12 protein-coding genes are annotated in these 13,810 nt (G+C 74.6%); 6 read left to right on the top strand and 6 right to left on the bottom strand.

Features of this window, described 5'->3' with window-relative positions; translation table 11 throughout:
• Positions 1-523 (top strand): crosslink repair DNA glycosylase YcaQ family protein (locus AB0O40_RS35690; RefSeq protein WP_365050048.1); only part of this gene is annotated, 523 nt, incomplete at its 5' end.
• Positions 524-548: 25 nt separating this feature from the next.
• On the opposite strand, the gene AB0O40_RS35695 is transcribed toward AB0O40_RS35690, so the two are convergent.
• From AB0O40_RS35695 to mtrA, 6 genes are all read right to left on the bottom strand, one after another.
• On the bottom strand, positions 549-1,289 hold the full coding sequence (locus AB0O40_RS35695) for a response regulator transcription factor (protein ID WP_365050050.1): 741 nt from the start codon (positions 1,287-1,289) through the stop codon (positions 549-551).
• Positions 1,290-1,498: 209 nt separating this feature from the next.
• Complete coding sequence (raiA, locus tag AB0O40_RS35700) at positions 1,499-2,188, bottom strand: ribosome-associated translation inhibitor RaiA (protein ID WP_365050052.1); 690 nt, start codon at positions 2,186-2,188, stop codon at positions 1,499-1,501.
• 326 nt (positions 2,189-2,514) lie between these two features.
• Positions 2,515-3,240: a ComF family protein gene (locus AB0O40_RS35705; RefSeq protein WP_365050054.1), complete on the bottom strand. Its 726-nt coding sequence runs from the start codon at positions 3,238-3,240 to the stop codon at positions 2,515-2,517.
• Positions 3,241-3,369: 129 nt separating this feature from the next.
• Entirely contained in the window at positions 3,370-5,250 is a 1,881-nt protein-coding gene (locus AB0O40_RS35710) for an LpqB family beta-propeller domain-containing protein (RefSeq protein WP_365050056.1), read from the bottom strand.
• Positions 5,240-7,201 carry an MtrAB system histidine kinase MtrB gene (gene mtrB, locus AB0O40_RS35715; RefSeq protein ID WP_365050058.1) on the bottom strand — a complete coding sequence of 654 codons (1,962 nt, stop codon included), beginning with the start codon at positions 7,199-7,201 and terminating at the stop codon, positions 5,240-5,242. Before mtrB ends, AB0O40_RS35710 begins: the two co-directional genes overlap by 11 nt.
• A 1-nt stretch (position 7,202) precedes the next feature.
• Complete coding sequence (gene mtrA / locus AB0O40_RS35720; RefSeq protein WP_365050060.1) at positions 7,203-7,892, bottom strand: two-component system response regulator MtrA; 690 nt, start codon at positions 7,890-7,892, stop codon at positions 7,203-7,205.
• Positions 7,893-8,176: 284 nt separating this feature from the next.
• On the opposite strand from mtrA, the gene AB0O40_RS35725 reads away from it, so the two are divergent.
• The 5 genes from AB0O40_RS35725 to AB0O40_RS35745 are packed head-to-tail and all read left to right on the top strand — an operon-like array spanning position 8,177 to position 13,664.
• A complete protein-coding gene (locus tag AB0O40_RS35725) occupies positions 8,177-9,406 on the top strand; it encodes a glycerophosphoryl diester phosphodiesterase membrane domain-containing protein (protein WP_365050062.1) in 1,230 nt (409 codons plus the stop codon).
• A 4-nt stretch (positions 9,407-9,410) separates the two neighbouring features.
• The gene (locus tag AB0O40_RS35730) at positions 9,411-10,154 is read left to right on the top strand and encodes a DUF4129 domain-containing protein (RefSeq protein WP_365050064.1); all 744 of its coding nucleotides are present in this window, start codon (positions 9,411-9,413) and stop codon (positions 10,152-10,154) included.
• Entirely contained in the window at positions 10,151-11,374 is a 1,224-nt protein-coding gene (locus AB0O40_RS35735; protein ID WP_365050066.1) for a DUF4350 domain-containing protein, read from the top strand. The genes AB0O40_RS35730 and AB0O40_RS35735 overlap by 4 nt, the downstream gene beginning before the upstream one ends.
• Positions 11,371-12,354 carry a MoxR family ATPase gene (locus AB0O40_RS35740; protein WP_365050068.1) on the top strand — a complete coding sequence of 328 codons (984 nt, stop codon included), beginning with the start codon at positions 11,371-11,373 and terminating at the stop codon, positions 12,352-12,354. Before AB0O40_RS35735 ends, AB0O40_RS35740 begins: the two co-directional genes overlap by 4 nt.
• Entirely contained in the window at positions 12,354-13,664 is a 1,311-nt protein-coding gene (locus tag AB0O40_RS35745) for a DUF58 domain-containing protein (RefSeq protein ID WP_365050070.1), read from the top strand. The genes AB0O40_RS35740 and AB0O40_RS35745 overlap by 1 nt, the downstream gene beginning before the upstream one ends.
• Positions 13,665-13,810 lie beyond the last annotated feature (146 nt).

Consider the following 13,810-nt stretch of genomic DNA (forward strand, 5'->3'; position numbering starts at 1 on the left):
TGTGGGCACCCGCGCCGACCTCGCCGACTACCACCGCCTCAAGGGCGAGCAGGTCGACGCCGTGATCGCGGACAGCGGGCTGGTGCCGGTGTCGGTCGAGGGCTGGGCCAAGCCCGCCTGGGCGGACCCGGCGGCGCTCGCCGCGACCCCGCGCGGCCGGCACCGCACGACCCTGCTCTCGCCCTTCGACTCCCTGGTGTGGGACCGGCCGCGCACCGAGCGGGTCTTCGGCTTCGCCCACCGGCTGGAGGCGTACGTCCCCAAGCCCCAGCGGGTGCACGGCTACTTCGCGATGCCGCTGCTGGCCGGCGGCCGGCTCCAGGGACGGGTGGACCCGGCCCGGGAGGGCCGCACCCTGGTCGCCCGGCAGCTCTCGCTGACGACCCCCAAGGCCGCCCCGGCGATGGCCGCGGCCCTGGCCGAGGCCGCGCGCTGGGTGGGCTGCGAGGAGGTACGGGTGGACCGGGCGGGCAGCCCCGCGGAGGCGGCGGCGGTGACGGCGGAGCTGGCCCACCTGGGCTGACCCGGGCCGCGCCGCCGGTGCGCCGTCAGCGGATCTCGAGGATCTTCTCCCGCATCGCGTAGACCACGGCCTCCATCCGGGAGTGCAGCTGCAGCTTCTCCAGAATGTTGCGCACGTGGTTCTTGACGGTGTTCTCGGAGATGAACAACTCCTTGGCGATGTCCCGGTTGTTCATGCCGGTGGCCACCAGCTTGAGCACTTCCAGCTCCCGGTCGGTCAGCCGGGGCGCGGGGACCAGCCGCCGCTCGTCGGTGCGCTGGATCATCGACTTGAACTCGGTCAGCAGCTTGGAGGCCATCGAGGGGCTGATCTGCGACTGCCCGTCGGCCACCGCGCGGATGGCGGTGGCCACCTCGTCCGTGGAGATCTCCTTGAGGAGGTAGCCGGTGGCCCCGGCCTTGATCGCGTCGTAGAGGTCGGCCTCCTCGTCGCTGATCGTCAGCATGATGATCTTCGCGCTGGGGGCCACCTCCTTGATGGAGGTGCAGGCCTCGATACCGCCGCGCCGGGGCATCCGGACGTCCATCAGGACGATGTCGGGGAGCAGGTCGGCGGCCTTGTCCACGGCCTCGGCGCCGTCCCCGGCCTCGCCCACGACCTGGATGTCCTCCTCCTGCGCCAGGACGATCTCCAGGCCGCGGCGGAAGAGGGCGTGGTCGTCGACGACCAGGACCCGGATCGGTTCGCCGCCCGGCCCGCGGCCCGCCCCCGGTCCGGAGCAGCCCGCCTCGTCCTCGTCGTGCACGGGTCCGAAGCTGTCCGCCATCGTTCCTCCCCCTGACGGCCGTGGCCCGTCGTACGTGTGCCGGCCAACCGGAGCGCCCGTGCCGCCGGTTGGCTGCCCGCCATGATTCCATGCCCGGCGGTCCCGGCGGGGGGTCACTGGCCGCAAATGGACGCCCCCGGGGGGGCGCGAAAGGCGCCACCCGGGGGCATGGCACGGATGGTTCTTCCCCGCGCGCGGGGTGCCGGCCGTCAGCCGCCGAGCGCCCCGCCCGCGCCGCGGGCCTCTTCCGAGGTGGAGTGGCTGTCGGCGTTCAAATGGATGACGCCGTAGTCGTACGCGTGCCGCCGGTAGACGACGCTGGGCATCTTGGTGTCGGCGTCGACGAACAGGTAGAAGTCGTGCCCGACCAGTTCCATCTCGTAGAGGGCCTGGTCGAGGCTCATGGGTGCGGCCGAATGGGTCTTCTCGCGGACCACCAGCGGTCCTTCGCCCTGGACTTCGATGGAGCCGATCCGCGTCGTGGGGATCTTCTCCTCTTCCTCCCGGACGATTTCGCCGTTTCCGTTCAGTTGAGCCACGCCCGGAACGTGGTCGGCCACCTCGGCCGCCGAAATCCGGCCGCTGCCGCGGCGGGTGTGGCGCTTGTCGTGCTGCTTGCGCAGTCGGGCCTCGAGCTTGTCCTGGGCCAGGTCCAGGGCCGCGTACGGGTCGGCGGCTGCCGCCTCGGCGCGGATCACCGGGCCTCGCGAACGGAGCGTGATCTCCACACGGTCGGAGCGGTCGGCCTGACGCGGGTTGTGTTCCTTCGAGACCTCTACGTCCAGGCTGATGACCTTGGCGTCGATCTTCTGGATCTTCTCCACGTTGAGCTTCTCGGCCACGTGCTTGCGGAACCGCTCGGGCACCTCGGTCTTGCGCCCCTTGACGACGATGTCCACGCAGAACTCCGTTCCCGGATCGCTCCGCCCCGGCGGGCGAAGCGTCTCCCTTTTGCACCAGGCTCCGGTGAGTACCGGAACCTCGGACTAGGCGACTTTCACCTCCTCCTCCCCCATCGGCAAGATCTCCACCCCACCGACTTCAGGAGTCGAGAGAAACCTGAGGAACTCCACAGCACACGATCCGACGGTGGGGCCGAAGGCTCGCCATTACCGGTTACCACCGAACATATCTCGCTCGGACGGTTGTCGGCACCCGCTACCGGAACGTACGTCCGTTCAGGTGTGTTTTCCCTCTTACCACCAGCAACGACGCACGAATCCCGTCAGTTCCAATTGTTTTCGAAAGATCGCGGAGCCGCCGCGACCACCGCGGCGCGCAACCGGGTGAACGCCTCCGGAGCCCCTGCCGGTGCGGCCTCCCGCACCGCCCGGGCCGCCTCCGCGAGCGAGGCTCCGGTGGTCGTCAGATCGTCCACGAGCACCACCTCGCCGCCCGCCAGCAGCCGCCCGCCGCCGCGCCGGACCTCCAGTGCCCCGGCGAGGTTCGCGAGCCGCTCGCGCGCCCCCAGGCCCGCCTGGTCGGCCACCCGCCGGCGCTGCCCCAGCACGGCCGCCACCCGCGCCGGCGCACCGGCCGCCCGCAGCTCCCGCGCGGCCGCCAGCGCGATCCCGCGCGCCGGGTCGTGCCCGCGCGCCCGGACCGCCCGTGCGGCGGAGGGTACGGGCACCAGTACGAGCGGCCCGGCCGGCCCCGGCGCACCGCCGGAAGCCAGCACCGCCCCGGCCAGGGCCCGGCCCAGCACCGCCGTCAGCCCGAGCGCCCCGCGTTCCTTGTGGGCCAGCAGCACGGACCGTACGGCCCCTTCATAGGGCGCGGCGGCATGGACGGGCGGCATCCCGGCCGGCGCCGGCCGCGGCCGCACCGGACGCGCCGGGGCCCCGCACAGCGCCCGCCGGCACGCCGCACACAGCCGGGTCCGCGGGGCGCCGCAACCGCCGCAGTCCACCGGCAGCACCAGCCCGGCCAGCTCCCGCCCCCACCCGCGCACACCCCCACTCTGCCCCGCCCGCAGCCCCCCGGCCACCCCTGTGGAAAACCCGGCAACACGTCCGGAAACCGCCGTACCCCGAGCCGCCAGGACGGCCGGATCCGGCCTTTCAGGGGCCCTACGCCCGCCTCACCCCGGATAGACCGGTGCCGACCCCGCGTCCACCACCGTGCGCCACTGCGCGCCGGCCGGGAGCCAGACGATGCCGTCCTCGCGGGAGTAGGCCACCACCGGCAGGCGTTCGTCCTCGGAGGCCGCGATGGCGGTCACGCCGGTGGCGCCCGGCAGGCTGCCGGCGATCACCTCGGAGCCGTCCGCCTGCATGTACCGGGCCTGGACCACGCCCCCGGCCTCCCGGCCGACCACGAGCAGCCGCCCGCGCGAGGCCCAGGACATCGCGGTGACGTCCTCCATCTGCGGGGCGGCCGGCCGCAGCTCGCGCACCAGCACCAGCGGCTCCTCGCTGCCGCCCCGGCCGTCGGGCCGCTCGATCCGCCCCACCTGGAGCGTGTGCCGGCCGTCCTTCTCGACCAGCAGCGCGATCCGCACCCCGTCGGCGGAGACCCGCAGCGACTCGATGCGCCCGCCGCCCAGCCCGGCCACGTCCACCTTGCGCGGGGTGCCGGTACCGCCCGGGATCATCCAGAGCACCGGGTCGGCCGGGTTGCGGTCCGCGATCCACAGCTCGCCGCGCACGTCCCAGCTCGGCGCCGACAGCCGCTGTCCGGTCCCGGCGGCCGGGCCCGCGGCGCTGCGCAGCACCGGCTCGCCCAGCGGCCCGCCGGTGGTCAGCGACACGATGTACAGGTCACGGCCGTTCTCGCCGACCACCGCGGCCCGCTTCTCGTCGTGCGCGACGGCCGCCGCGGACACCTTGAACTGCGAGGTGGCCAGCTGTCCCGCCACCATGTCCACCGATTCCGGCGGCGCCTCCGTGTCCAGCCGCAGCTGCATCCGCCGCAGGTGGTGGTCGTCGTCGATGTAGTACTGGTTCTGCGGCGAGGCGGCCGGGAACCGGTTGGCGGTGATCGTCGCCTCCGGCTCGTCCACCCTGCACAACTCGGAGTCGTCCGAGCGCACCAGATTCACCTGCGTCACCCGAGAGGACGTCAGGTCCCGCGCGGTGAAGAGGAGTTGGGTCGCCATCCGCTTGCACTGGCCGTTGGCGACGTTGTCCGCCTTGGAGTTGAGCGGCACCCGCAGCGCATTCTGCCCGTCCAGCGCCAGCGTCCGGGTGCCCTCCTTGAGGGCGGTACCGGTCGGGAAGCTCGAAGAGACCACCGGGCCCAGCCACTTGGACGGCCCCGCCAGCAGCGACTGCACGGTCTGCGTCATGGCGTCCATCCGCGACTCCGGGTCCTGGCGCTTGCGCACGAAGACCGGATCCGCGACCAGCATCCCGGAGGCGAAGTAGTACTTGTTGACGGAGCGGAAGATGCGCTGGAAGTCGGACTCGCCCAGCACCAGCCCGTCGGGCAGCCCGCCGATGCGCCACTGCCCGTCCTCCTTCTCCAGCTGGAGGAATTCCTTGTACGCCGCGTTGCCCGACTCCGGCTGGTACGCGCTGCGCTCGTCCACCCGCGCCATCCGCGTGCCGGACAGCTCGAAGCGCTGGCCGTCGGCGTCCTGGTCGTCGGCCTTGCCCAGCCGCTGCCGGGTGAGCTCGGTGGACAGCACGGTGATCCCGCCGGCCGGGTTCCACTTCTTGGCGGCGGCCTTGGTCAGGTACTCGCGGGCGGTGGCCAGCTTCGGGTCGTCGCTGGTCATCGCGTCCAGGAAGCCGTCGACGATCTCCAGCGGGGAGGCCTTCTCCGGCGGCGGCACGCCGAAGACGCGGACCTGCGAGTCCACCCCCTGGGGGGCCTCGACCTGCTTGACGTCCCCGCCGCCGGGCATCGAGGCGCAGCCCGCGAGCAGCGCACCGGCCCCGAGCACCGCCCCGGCGGCCCGCAGGCGGGCCCCGCGGCGCGTGCCGCGGCCCGGCCGGCCGCCCTCGACCTCAGCGTCCACCTGCGCCGTCCTCCCGGTCCGTGTCCCTGTCCCTGTCGTCCGTCGTACGGGCCCCGCCGGCCGGTCCGGCGCTCTCGCCGCCGGGCCGGGCGACCACCCGCGCCCCGCTGCCGGGCAGCGCCGTCGGGTCCGCCGGCACGGCCGTGGCCACCAGCGTCCGCGGCGGTATCGGGTCGCGCTCGCGCTCCCCCGGGTACTGCGCCGGCATCCCGCCGTCCGCACCGGCCCCGGCCCCGGCCCGGGCCCGGGCGGCCCGCGAGTCCTCCGGCTCCAGCGGGATCGGCGAACCCCGCAGCGGCTCGTCGGCGGTCCGCGGCAGGGTCAGCCGGAACTGCGAACCGCCGCCCGGCTCGCCCCAGGCCTGGAGCCAGCCGCCGTGCAGCCGGGCGTCCTCGACCGCGATGGACAGGCCCAGGCCGGTGCCGCCGGTGGTCCGCGCGCGGGCCGGGTCGGCCCGCCAGAAGCGGTTGAAGACCCGGGTCGCCTCGCCGGGCTTGAGGCCCACGCCGTAGTCGCGCACGGCCACCGCGACGGCCCCGCCGGCGGAGGCCAGCCGGACCACCACATCGCGTCCCTCGCCGTGCTCCACGGCGTTGACGACCAGGTTCCGCAGCACCCGCTCCACCCGCCGGGCGTCCGCCTCGGCGATGACCGGCTGGGTGTCGCCCAGCACGCGGATCCGGCTGCCCTTGCGCTCGGCCAGCGGCTCGGCGCCGTCGATGACCCGGCGCACCACGTCCCGCAGGTCTATCGGCTCGGCCTCCAGCGCCGCCGCACCCGCATCGAAGCGGCTGATCTCCAGCAGGTCGGCCAGCAGCGTCTCGAACCGGTCCAGCTGGCTGGCCAGCAGCTCCGCCGACCGCGCCGTGACCGGGTCGAAGTCCACCCGCGCGTCGTGGATCACGTCCGCGGCCATCCGTACGGTGGTCAGCGGGGTGCGCAGCTCGTGCGAGACGTCCGAGACGAACCGCCGCTGCATCCGGGACAGGTCCTCCAGCTGCTGGATCTTGAGCTGGAGGCTCTGCGCCATCTTGTTGAAGGCCTCGCCCAGGCGGGCGATGTCGTCCTCGCCGGTGACCTTCATCCGCTCCTGGAGCTTGCCGGCCGACAGCCGCTCCACGATCCCGGCGGCCATCCGCACGGGCGTGACGACCTGCCGCACCAGCAGCCAGGCGATCGCGCACAGCAGGATGACGACGAACACCCCGGCGGTCAGCAGCGTGCCCTTGACCAGGGTCAGCGACTCCTCCTCCTGCGTCAGCGGGAAGAGGTAGTACAGGTGGTAGGGCTCGCCGTTGATGTCGGTGAGCCGCTTGCCGATGACCAGGGCCGGCTCGGGGCGCTTGTCCCCGGCCGTGTAGTCGATCGTCGTGAAGGCCTGGTACATGCCGGTGCCGCCGTCGACCAGCGTGCGCAGGTTCTGCGGGATGCTGGTGGTCGGGTTGACCCCGCCGGAGGCGCGCGGACCGCGCACCCCGTTGCCCAGGTCCCCGGCCGCGTCGCCGCTGCCCGCGCCCAGCGCGACCACGTCGTAGGCGTTCTGCCCGCTGCTCGCCAGCTGCTCGACCAGGTCGGACATCCAGCCGCTCACGTTGCGCCCGGCACTGGCGTCACCGCCGGCGTTGTCCTGGGCGTCGGTGGGCGAGGGCGTGTTCGCCTTCTCCTGGGCCACCGCGAAACCGCCGGAGGCCTGGCTCTGCGCCGCGTCCTCCTTGGCGTCCAGCAGGCCGTTCTTGACCTGCCCGATGACCACGAAGCCGAGCATCAGGACCACGGCCAGCGACATCAGCATGGTGCCCGCGACCACCCGCAGCTGGAGGTTGCGCCGCCACAGCCGGATCGCCGGCAGCAGCGGCCGGCGCACCCAGCGGACGAAAAGTCGCAGGACGGGCCGGCCGGTCGCTCCGATCAGGAACCGCCGGCCGCCCCGCCGGGCCGTGCCGGGGGGCATCTCAGCTCGGTCCGGCCTTGTAGCCGACGCCGCGGACCGTCACCACGATCTCCGGGCGCTCCGGGTCCCGCTCGACCTTGGAGCGCAGCCGCTGCACGTGCACGTTGACCAGGCGGGTGTCCGCCGCGTGCCGGTAGCCCCACACCTGCTCCAGCAGCACCTCGCGGGTGAACACCTGCCAGGGCTTGCGGGCGAGCGCGACCAGCAGGTCGAACTCGAGCGGGGTCAGCGCGATCGACTGCCCGTCCCGCTTGACGGAGTGCCCGGCCACGTCGATGACCAGGTCACCGATGGCCAGCTGCTCCGGCGCGGGCTCCTCGGAGCGGCGCAGCCGCGCACGGATGCGCGCCACCAGCTCCTTGGGCTTGAACGGCTTGACGATGTAGTCGTCGGCCCCGGACTCCAGGCCCACCACCACGTCGACCGTGTCGCTCTTGGCCGTCAGCATCACGATCGGCACCCCGGACTCGGCCCGGATGAGCCGACAGACCTCTATGCCGTCCCGTCCGGGCAGCATGAGGTCGAGCAGCACCAGGTCCGGCTTTGCCTCGCGGAAGGCAGCCAGTGCCTTGTCGCCGTCCGCAACGAACGACGGCTCGAAACCTTCTCCACGCAGCACAATGCCGAGCATCTCGGCCAGCGCGGTGTCGTCGTCGACGACAAGGACGCGTCCCTTCATGGTTGACATCATCCCATTAGCTAATCGTTACCTGGCGGTGAGCTGGCACACAGGCTGGCGACACCCCACTCCCCGGCGGTCACCCCTCGTGATCCATGGGTCAGTCTGCCCCGTCCGGCGGCCACAATCGAAGGCAGGGGAAAAAGGCCCCCAGAGGGGTACCCGCGAACGCCCCGCGCGCCCCCGCCCCACGGGCCGTGCACCGGGTCCGTACCGTCCGGTCCGTATCGGTGATCCGCATGACACGATGGCAGCCGACCGGCGCCACCGCCCCGCGCGGGCATGAAGGAGCGATGATGAACGACTCTCCGGGCTGGGCCTCGCCCGGATCCACCCCGGCGGACGGCGAGCGGCCCGAGACGCCCGCCCCCGCGCCCGAGCCGAAGTGGTCCGCGGAGCAGCCCCCGCCGGGGCAGTGGTCCGCGCTCACGCCCGGCGCGGACCCCACCGCCACCCCCGGCGGCGGACCGGCCCAGGGCCCCGGTCAGGGCCCCGCCGGCCCGGCCGGCGGACCCGGCGGCCCGAACGGCTGGGGCGGCGGCCAGAACGGCTGGGGCGGGGGCGCACACACCGCCTGGGGCGCCAAGCCGTACGCCCCCAAGCCGGGCGTGATCCCGCTCCGCCCGCTGAGCGTCGGCGAGATCCTCGACGGAGCCGTCTCGACCATGCGGGCGCACTGGCGCACCGTCCTGTCGATCACCCTCGCGGTGGCCGTGGTCACCGAGCTCGCGATCACCCTCGTCCAGGGCCTGGCCCTGGACGACCTGGACGCCGGCTCCACCGGCCCCGACGCCAGCCTCTCGGACGTGGTCGACTCCCTGAGCAGCAGCCTCGCGGGCAGCGCGATCGCCCAGGTCATCACCCTGATCGGGACCATCCTGGCCACCGCCATGCTGACGATGGTCTTCAGCCGCGCGGTGCTCGGGAAGTCCACCACCGTCGCCGCGGCCTGGCAGGAGTCCCGGCCCCGGCTGCTGCGTCTGACCGGCCTCACCCTGCTGCTGACCCTGCTGACCGCCGGCATCCTCACCGTCGGCGTGCTGCCCGGCGCCCTCACCGGCAGCTGGCCGCTGATCGCCCTGGGCTTCCTCGTCGCACTGCCGGTGGCGATCTGGCTGTACATCCGCTTCAGCCTGGCCTCCCCCGCCCTCATGCTCGAGAAGCAGACCATCCGCACCGCCCTCACCCGCTCCGCCCGCCTGGTCAAGGGCGCCTGGTGGCGGATCTTCCTGATCACGGTCCTGACCGCGATCATCACCGCCATCGTGACCGGCATCATCGTCTTCCCGTTCACCCTGATGGGCATGGTCTTCAGCGGCGAGGGCTCCGCCATCCTCAACGGCACCGCCGAACTCGGCTGGGGCTTCCTGATCGTCTCCGGCATCGGCGCCGTGGTGGCCCTGACCATCACCATGCCGATCAGCGCCGGCGTCACGGTCATGCTCTACATCGACCAGCGCATCCGCCGCGAAGCCCTCGACCTGGAACTGACCCGGGCCGCCGGCCTCGCCGGCACGGAAGCCTGATGCGGTGAGCACCCCGGGGGGAGTCACCGCGCCGCCCGCCCGGCCGGCCGCGGCCCGGCGGGCGGCGCGGTGCGCGGCGGCGCTCCCCGTGGCGCCCCTGGCCGCCGGCCCCGACGAGCCGCCCGTGGTCCTGCCGCGCGGGCCCGCCCAGGAGGAGGCCCGCCGGGAGCTCGCCCGGTCCGTCTACCACCAGCACGACCCGAGCCTGCTCCAGCGCGCCCTGAACCGCTTCTGGGAGTGGGTCGGCGACCTCTTCGACACCGCCTCCGGCGCCACCCCCGGCGGCGTCCCCGGCCTGATCGCGGTGGTCCTGTTCGCCCTCCTGCTGGCCGCCGGCCTGTGGTGGCGGCTGGGCACCCCGCACCGCACCGCCACCCCCGCCGGCACCCTCTTCGGGGACCGCCCCCGCACCGCCGCCGAACACCGCCGCACCGCCGGGGCGCACGCCGCCGCCGGCCGCTGGACCGAAGCCGTCCAGGAACGCATGCGCGCCCTGGTCCGCGACCTGGAGGAACGGGCCCTGCTCGACCCGCGCCCCGGCCGCACCGCCGACGAGGCCGCCGCCGAGGCCGCCCGGGTGCTGCCCGGCCACGCCGCACCGCTCCGGGCCGCCGCCCGCACCTTCGACGAGCTCACCTACGGCGGCCGCCCCGGCGACGAGGCCGCGTACGCCCGGCTCAGCGCCCTCGACGAAGCCCTGCGCGCCACCCGCCCGCAGCTCGCCGCCGCCCAGGAGACCGCCCCATGACGGCCCCCGCCGCCCCGGCCGCCGACCCCGCCGCCCCGGCCCGCCCCACCAGCACGGCCCCCACCCCCGCCCAGCTCTGGCGGCGCTTCCGCGGCGCCCTCGCGGCCGCCGCCCTGCTGCTGGCCGCCGGCCTGGTGCTGGCCGTACTGAACTCCGGCGGCGAGCACGGCCGCCTCGACCCCCGCTCCGCCGACGCCCAGGGCACCCGCGCCCTCGCCGAACTGCTGCGCGACCACGGCGTGCAGACCCGCGTGGTCACCGGCTCCGCCGAAGCCCTCGCCGCCACCGGCCCCGACACCACCCTCGTCGTCGCCTCCCCCGGCCTGCTCACCGAGAGCCAGCGCGCCGCCCTGCGCACCGCCATGGACCTCTCCGGCGGCCGGACCGTCCTCATCGGCGCCGGCCCCACCGCCCTGGACGGCCTCGCCCCCGGCGTCACCGCCGCCGACGCGGGCCGCACCGCCGTCCTCGACCCCGGCTGCCCGCTGCCCGCCGCCGTCAGCGCCGGCCCCGCCACCACCGGCCGCGGCTTCGGCTACGCCACCGGAGCCCCCGGCGCCACCGGCTGCTACCCCGCCGGCGGCCTGCCCACCGTCCTCGTCCTGCCCGCCACCGGACACGCCAGCGGCGCCGACACCGTCCTCCTCGGCTCCCCCGAACCGCTCTTCAACCACCGCCTCGACGAGCAGGGCAACGCCTCCCTGGCCCTCCAACTCCTCGGCACCCGCCCGCACGTGACGTGGTACCTGCCGAACCTCGGCGACCCCGACGCCGCCGACCAGCCCCGCCAGGGCTTCCTCGACCTCATCCCGGCCGGCTGGTCCTGGGCCCTGCTCCAACTCGCCCTGGCCGCCGCCCTCGCCGCCGCCTGGCGCGTCCACCGCCTCGGCCCGCTCGTCACCGAGCAGCTGCCCGTGGCCGTCCGCGCCTCCGAGGCCACCGAGGGCCGCGCCCGCCTCTACGGCCGCGCCCGGGCCCGCGACCGCGCCGCCGCCGTGCTGCGCGCCGCCACCCGCGAACGCCTCGCCGCCCTGCTCGGCGTACCGCCCTCGGCGGCCCACGACCCGGCGGCCCTGCTGCCCGTCGTCTCCGCCCGACTCCCGGCCCGCGCAACCGAACTGACGGCCCTTCTCTTCGGCCCGGTACCACCGGACGACCGGGCCCTCGTCACCCTCACCGACCACCTCGACGCCCTCGAAAGAGAGGTCCGCTCCTCATGACGTCCCCGACCACCGCCCCCGCGGGCTCCGCGGACCGGGCCCGCGCCTCCCTCGAAGCGCTCCGCACCGAGATCGGCAAGGCCGTGGTCGGCCAGGACCCCGCCGTCACCGGACTCGTCGTCGCCCTGCTGTGCCGCGGCCACGTCCTCCTCGAAGGCGTCCCCGGCGTGGCCAAGACCCTGCTGGTCCGCACCCTGGCCGCGGCCCTCGAACTGGACACCAAGCGCGTCCAGTTCACCCCCGACCTGATGCCCAGCGACGTCACGGGCTCCCTGGTCTACGACGCCCGCACCGCCGAGTTCTCCTTCCAGCCCGGCCCGGTCTTCACCCACCTGCTGCTGGCCGACGAGATCAACCGGACCCCGCCCAAGACCCAGGCCTCCCTCCTGGAGGCCATGGAGGAGCGCCAGGTCACCGTCGACGGCACCCCACGGCCGCTGCCGGACCCCTTCCTCGTCGCCGCCACCCAGAACCCCGTGGAGTACGAGGGCACCTACCCGCTCCCCGAGGCCCAACTGGACCGGTTCCTCCTCAAGCTGACGGTGCCCCTGCCCTCCCGCCAGGACGAGATCGACGTCCTGACCCGGCACGCCGCCGGCTTCGACCCCCGCGACCTGAAGGCCGCAGGCGTACGCCCGGTCGCCGGCGCCGCGGACCTCGAAGCCGCCCGCGCGGCCGTCGCCGGGACCGCCGTCTCCCCGGAGATCGCCGGGTACGTGGTCGACATCTGCCGCGCCACCCGCGAATCGCCCTCGCTGACCCTCGGCGTCTCCCCGCGCGGCGCCACCGCACTCCTGTCGACCTCCCGCGCCTGGGCCTGGCTGACCGGCCGCGACTACGTCATCCCCGACGACGTCAAGGCCCTCGCCCTGCCCACCCTGCGCCACCGGGTCCAGCTGCGCCCCGAGGCAGAGATGGAGGGCGTCACCGCCGATTCGGTGATCAACGCGATCCTGGCCCACGTCCCCGTCCCCCGCTGATGGCGGTCACCGGACGCGCCGCCCTGCTGGCGGCCCTGGGCTCCCTCCCCGTCGGGCTCCTGGAGCCCGGCTGGCCGGGCCTGCTCGCCGTCAACGCCCCGCTGGCCCTGGCCTGCGCCTGCGACTACGCCCTGGCCGCCCCGGTACGCAGCCTCGGCCTGAGCCGCACCGGCGCGACCTCCGTCCGCCTCGGCGACCGGGCCGAGGTGCACCTGACCCTCACCAACCCGGGCCGCCGCCGGCTGCGCGCCCAGCTCCGCGACGCCTGGCCGCCCAGCAGCTGGCTGCCCGGCACCGCGACGGCCGCCGCCCGGCACCGCATCACCGTCCCGCCGGGCGAACGCCGCCGGATCACCACCGTGCTGCGCCCCACCCGCCGCGGCGACCGCACCGCCGACCGGGTCACCATCCGCTCGTACGGCCCGCTGGGCCTGCTCGCCCGCCAGGGCAGCCACCGCGTGCCCTGGACCGTGCGGGTGCTGCCGCCGTTCACCAGCCGCAAGCACCTGCCGTCCCGACTGGCCCGGCTCCGCGAACTGGACGGCCGCACCAGCGTGCTCACCCGCGGCGAGGGCACCGAGTTCGACAGCCTGCGCGACTACCTGCCCGGGGACGACACCCGCTCGATCGACTGGCGGGCCACCGCCCGCCGCTCCAAGGTCGCCCTGCGCACCTGGCGCCCGGAACGCGACCGGCACCTGCTGATCTGCCTGGACACCGGCCGCACCGCGGCCGGCCGGGTGGGCGACGCACCCCGGCTGGACGCGGCCATGGACGCGGCCCTGCTGCTGGCCGCCCTCGCCTCCCGCGCGGGCGACCGGGTGGACCTGCTGGCCCACGACCGGCGCACCCGAGCTCTCGTCCAGGGCCGGGCGGCCGGCGAGGTCCTGGCGGCCTTCGTCGACGCGATGGCCCCGATCGAGCCGGATCTGGTCGAGACGGACGCCCGGGCGCTGGTCTCCACGATCCTGCGCAGCGCCCCGCGCCGCTCCCTGGTCGTGCTGCTCACCAGCCTCGACGCGGCCCCCGTCGAGGAGGGCCTGCTCCCGGTGCTCGGCCGGCTCACCCAGCGCCACACGGTCCTGCTCGCCTCGGTGGCCGACCCCGAGGTGGCCCGGATGGCCGGCGCCCGCGGCGACATCACCGCGGTGTACGAGGCCGCCGCCGCCACCCAGACGCAGTCCCAGCGCCGCCGCACGGCCGAGCAGCTGACCCGCCAGGGCGTGGTGGTCGTCGACGCCACTCCCGACACCCTGGCCCCGGCCCTCGCCGACGCCTACCTGGCTCTGAAAGCCGCCGGCCGCCTCTGACCCGACCCGGAAACGCAAAAGGGCCCCCTTGCGGGGGCCCTGAAAGATCCGGAACGCAGAAAAGCCCCGCACCAGAAGGTGCGGGGCTTTCCCACAATGATTGTTCGGCGGCGTCCTACTCTCCCACAGGGTCCCCCCTGCAGTAC

The sequence above is a fragment of the Streptomyces sp. NPDC089919 genome, from assembly GCF_040684615.1.
Classification (GTDB): Bacteria; Actinomycetota; Actinomycetes; order Streptomycetales; family Streptomycetaceae; genus Streptomyces.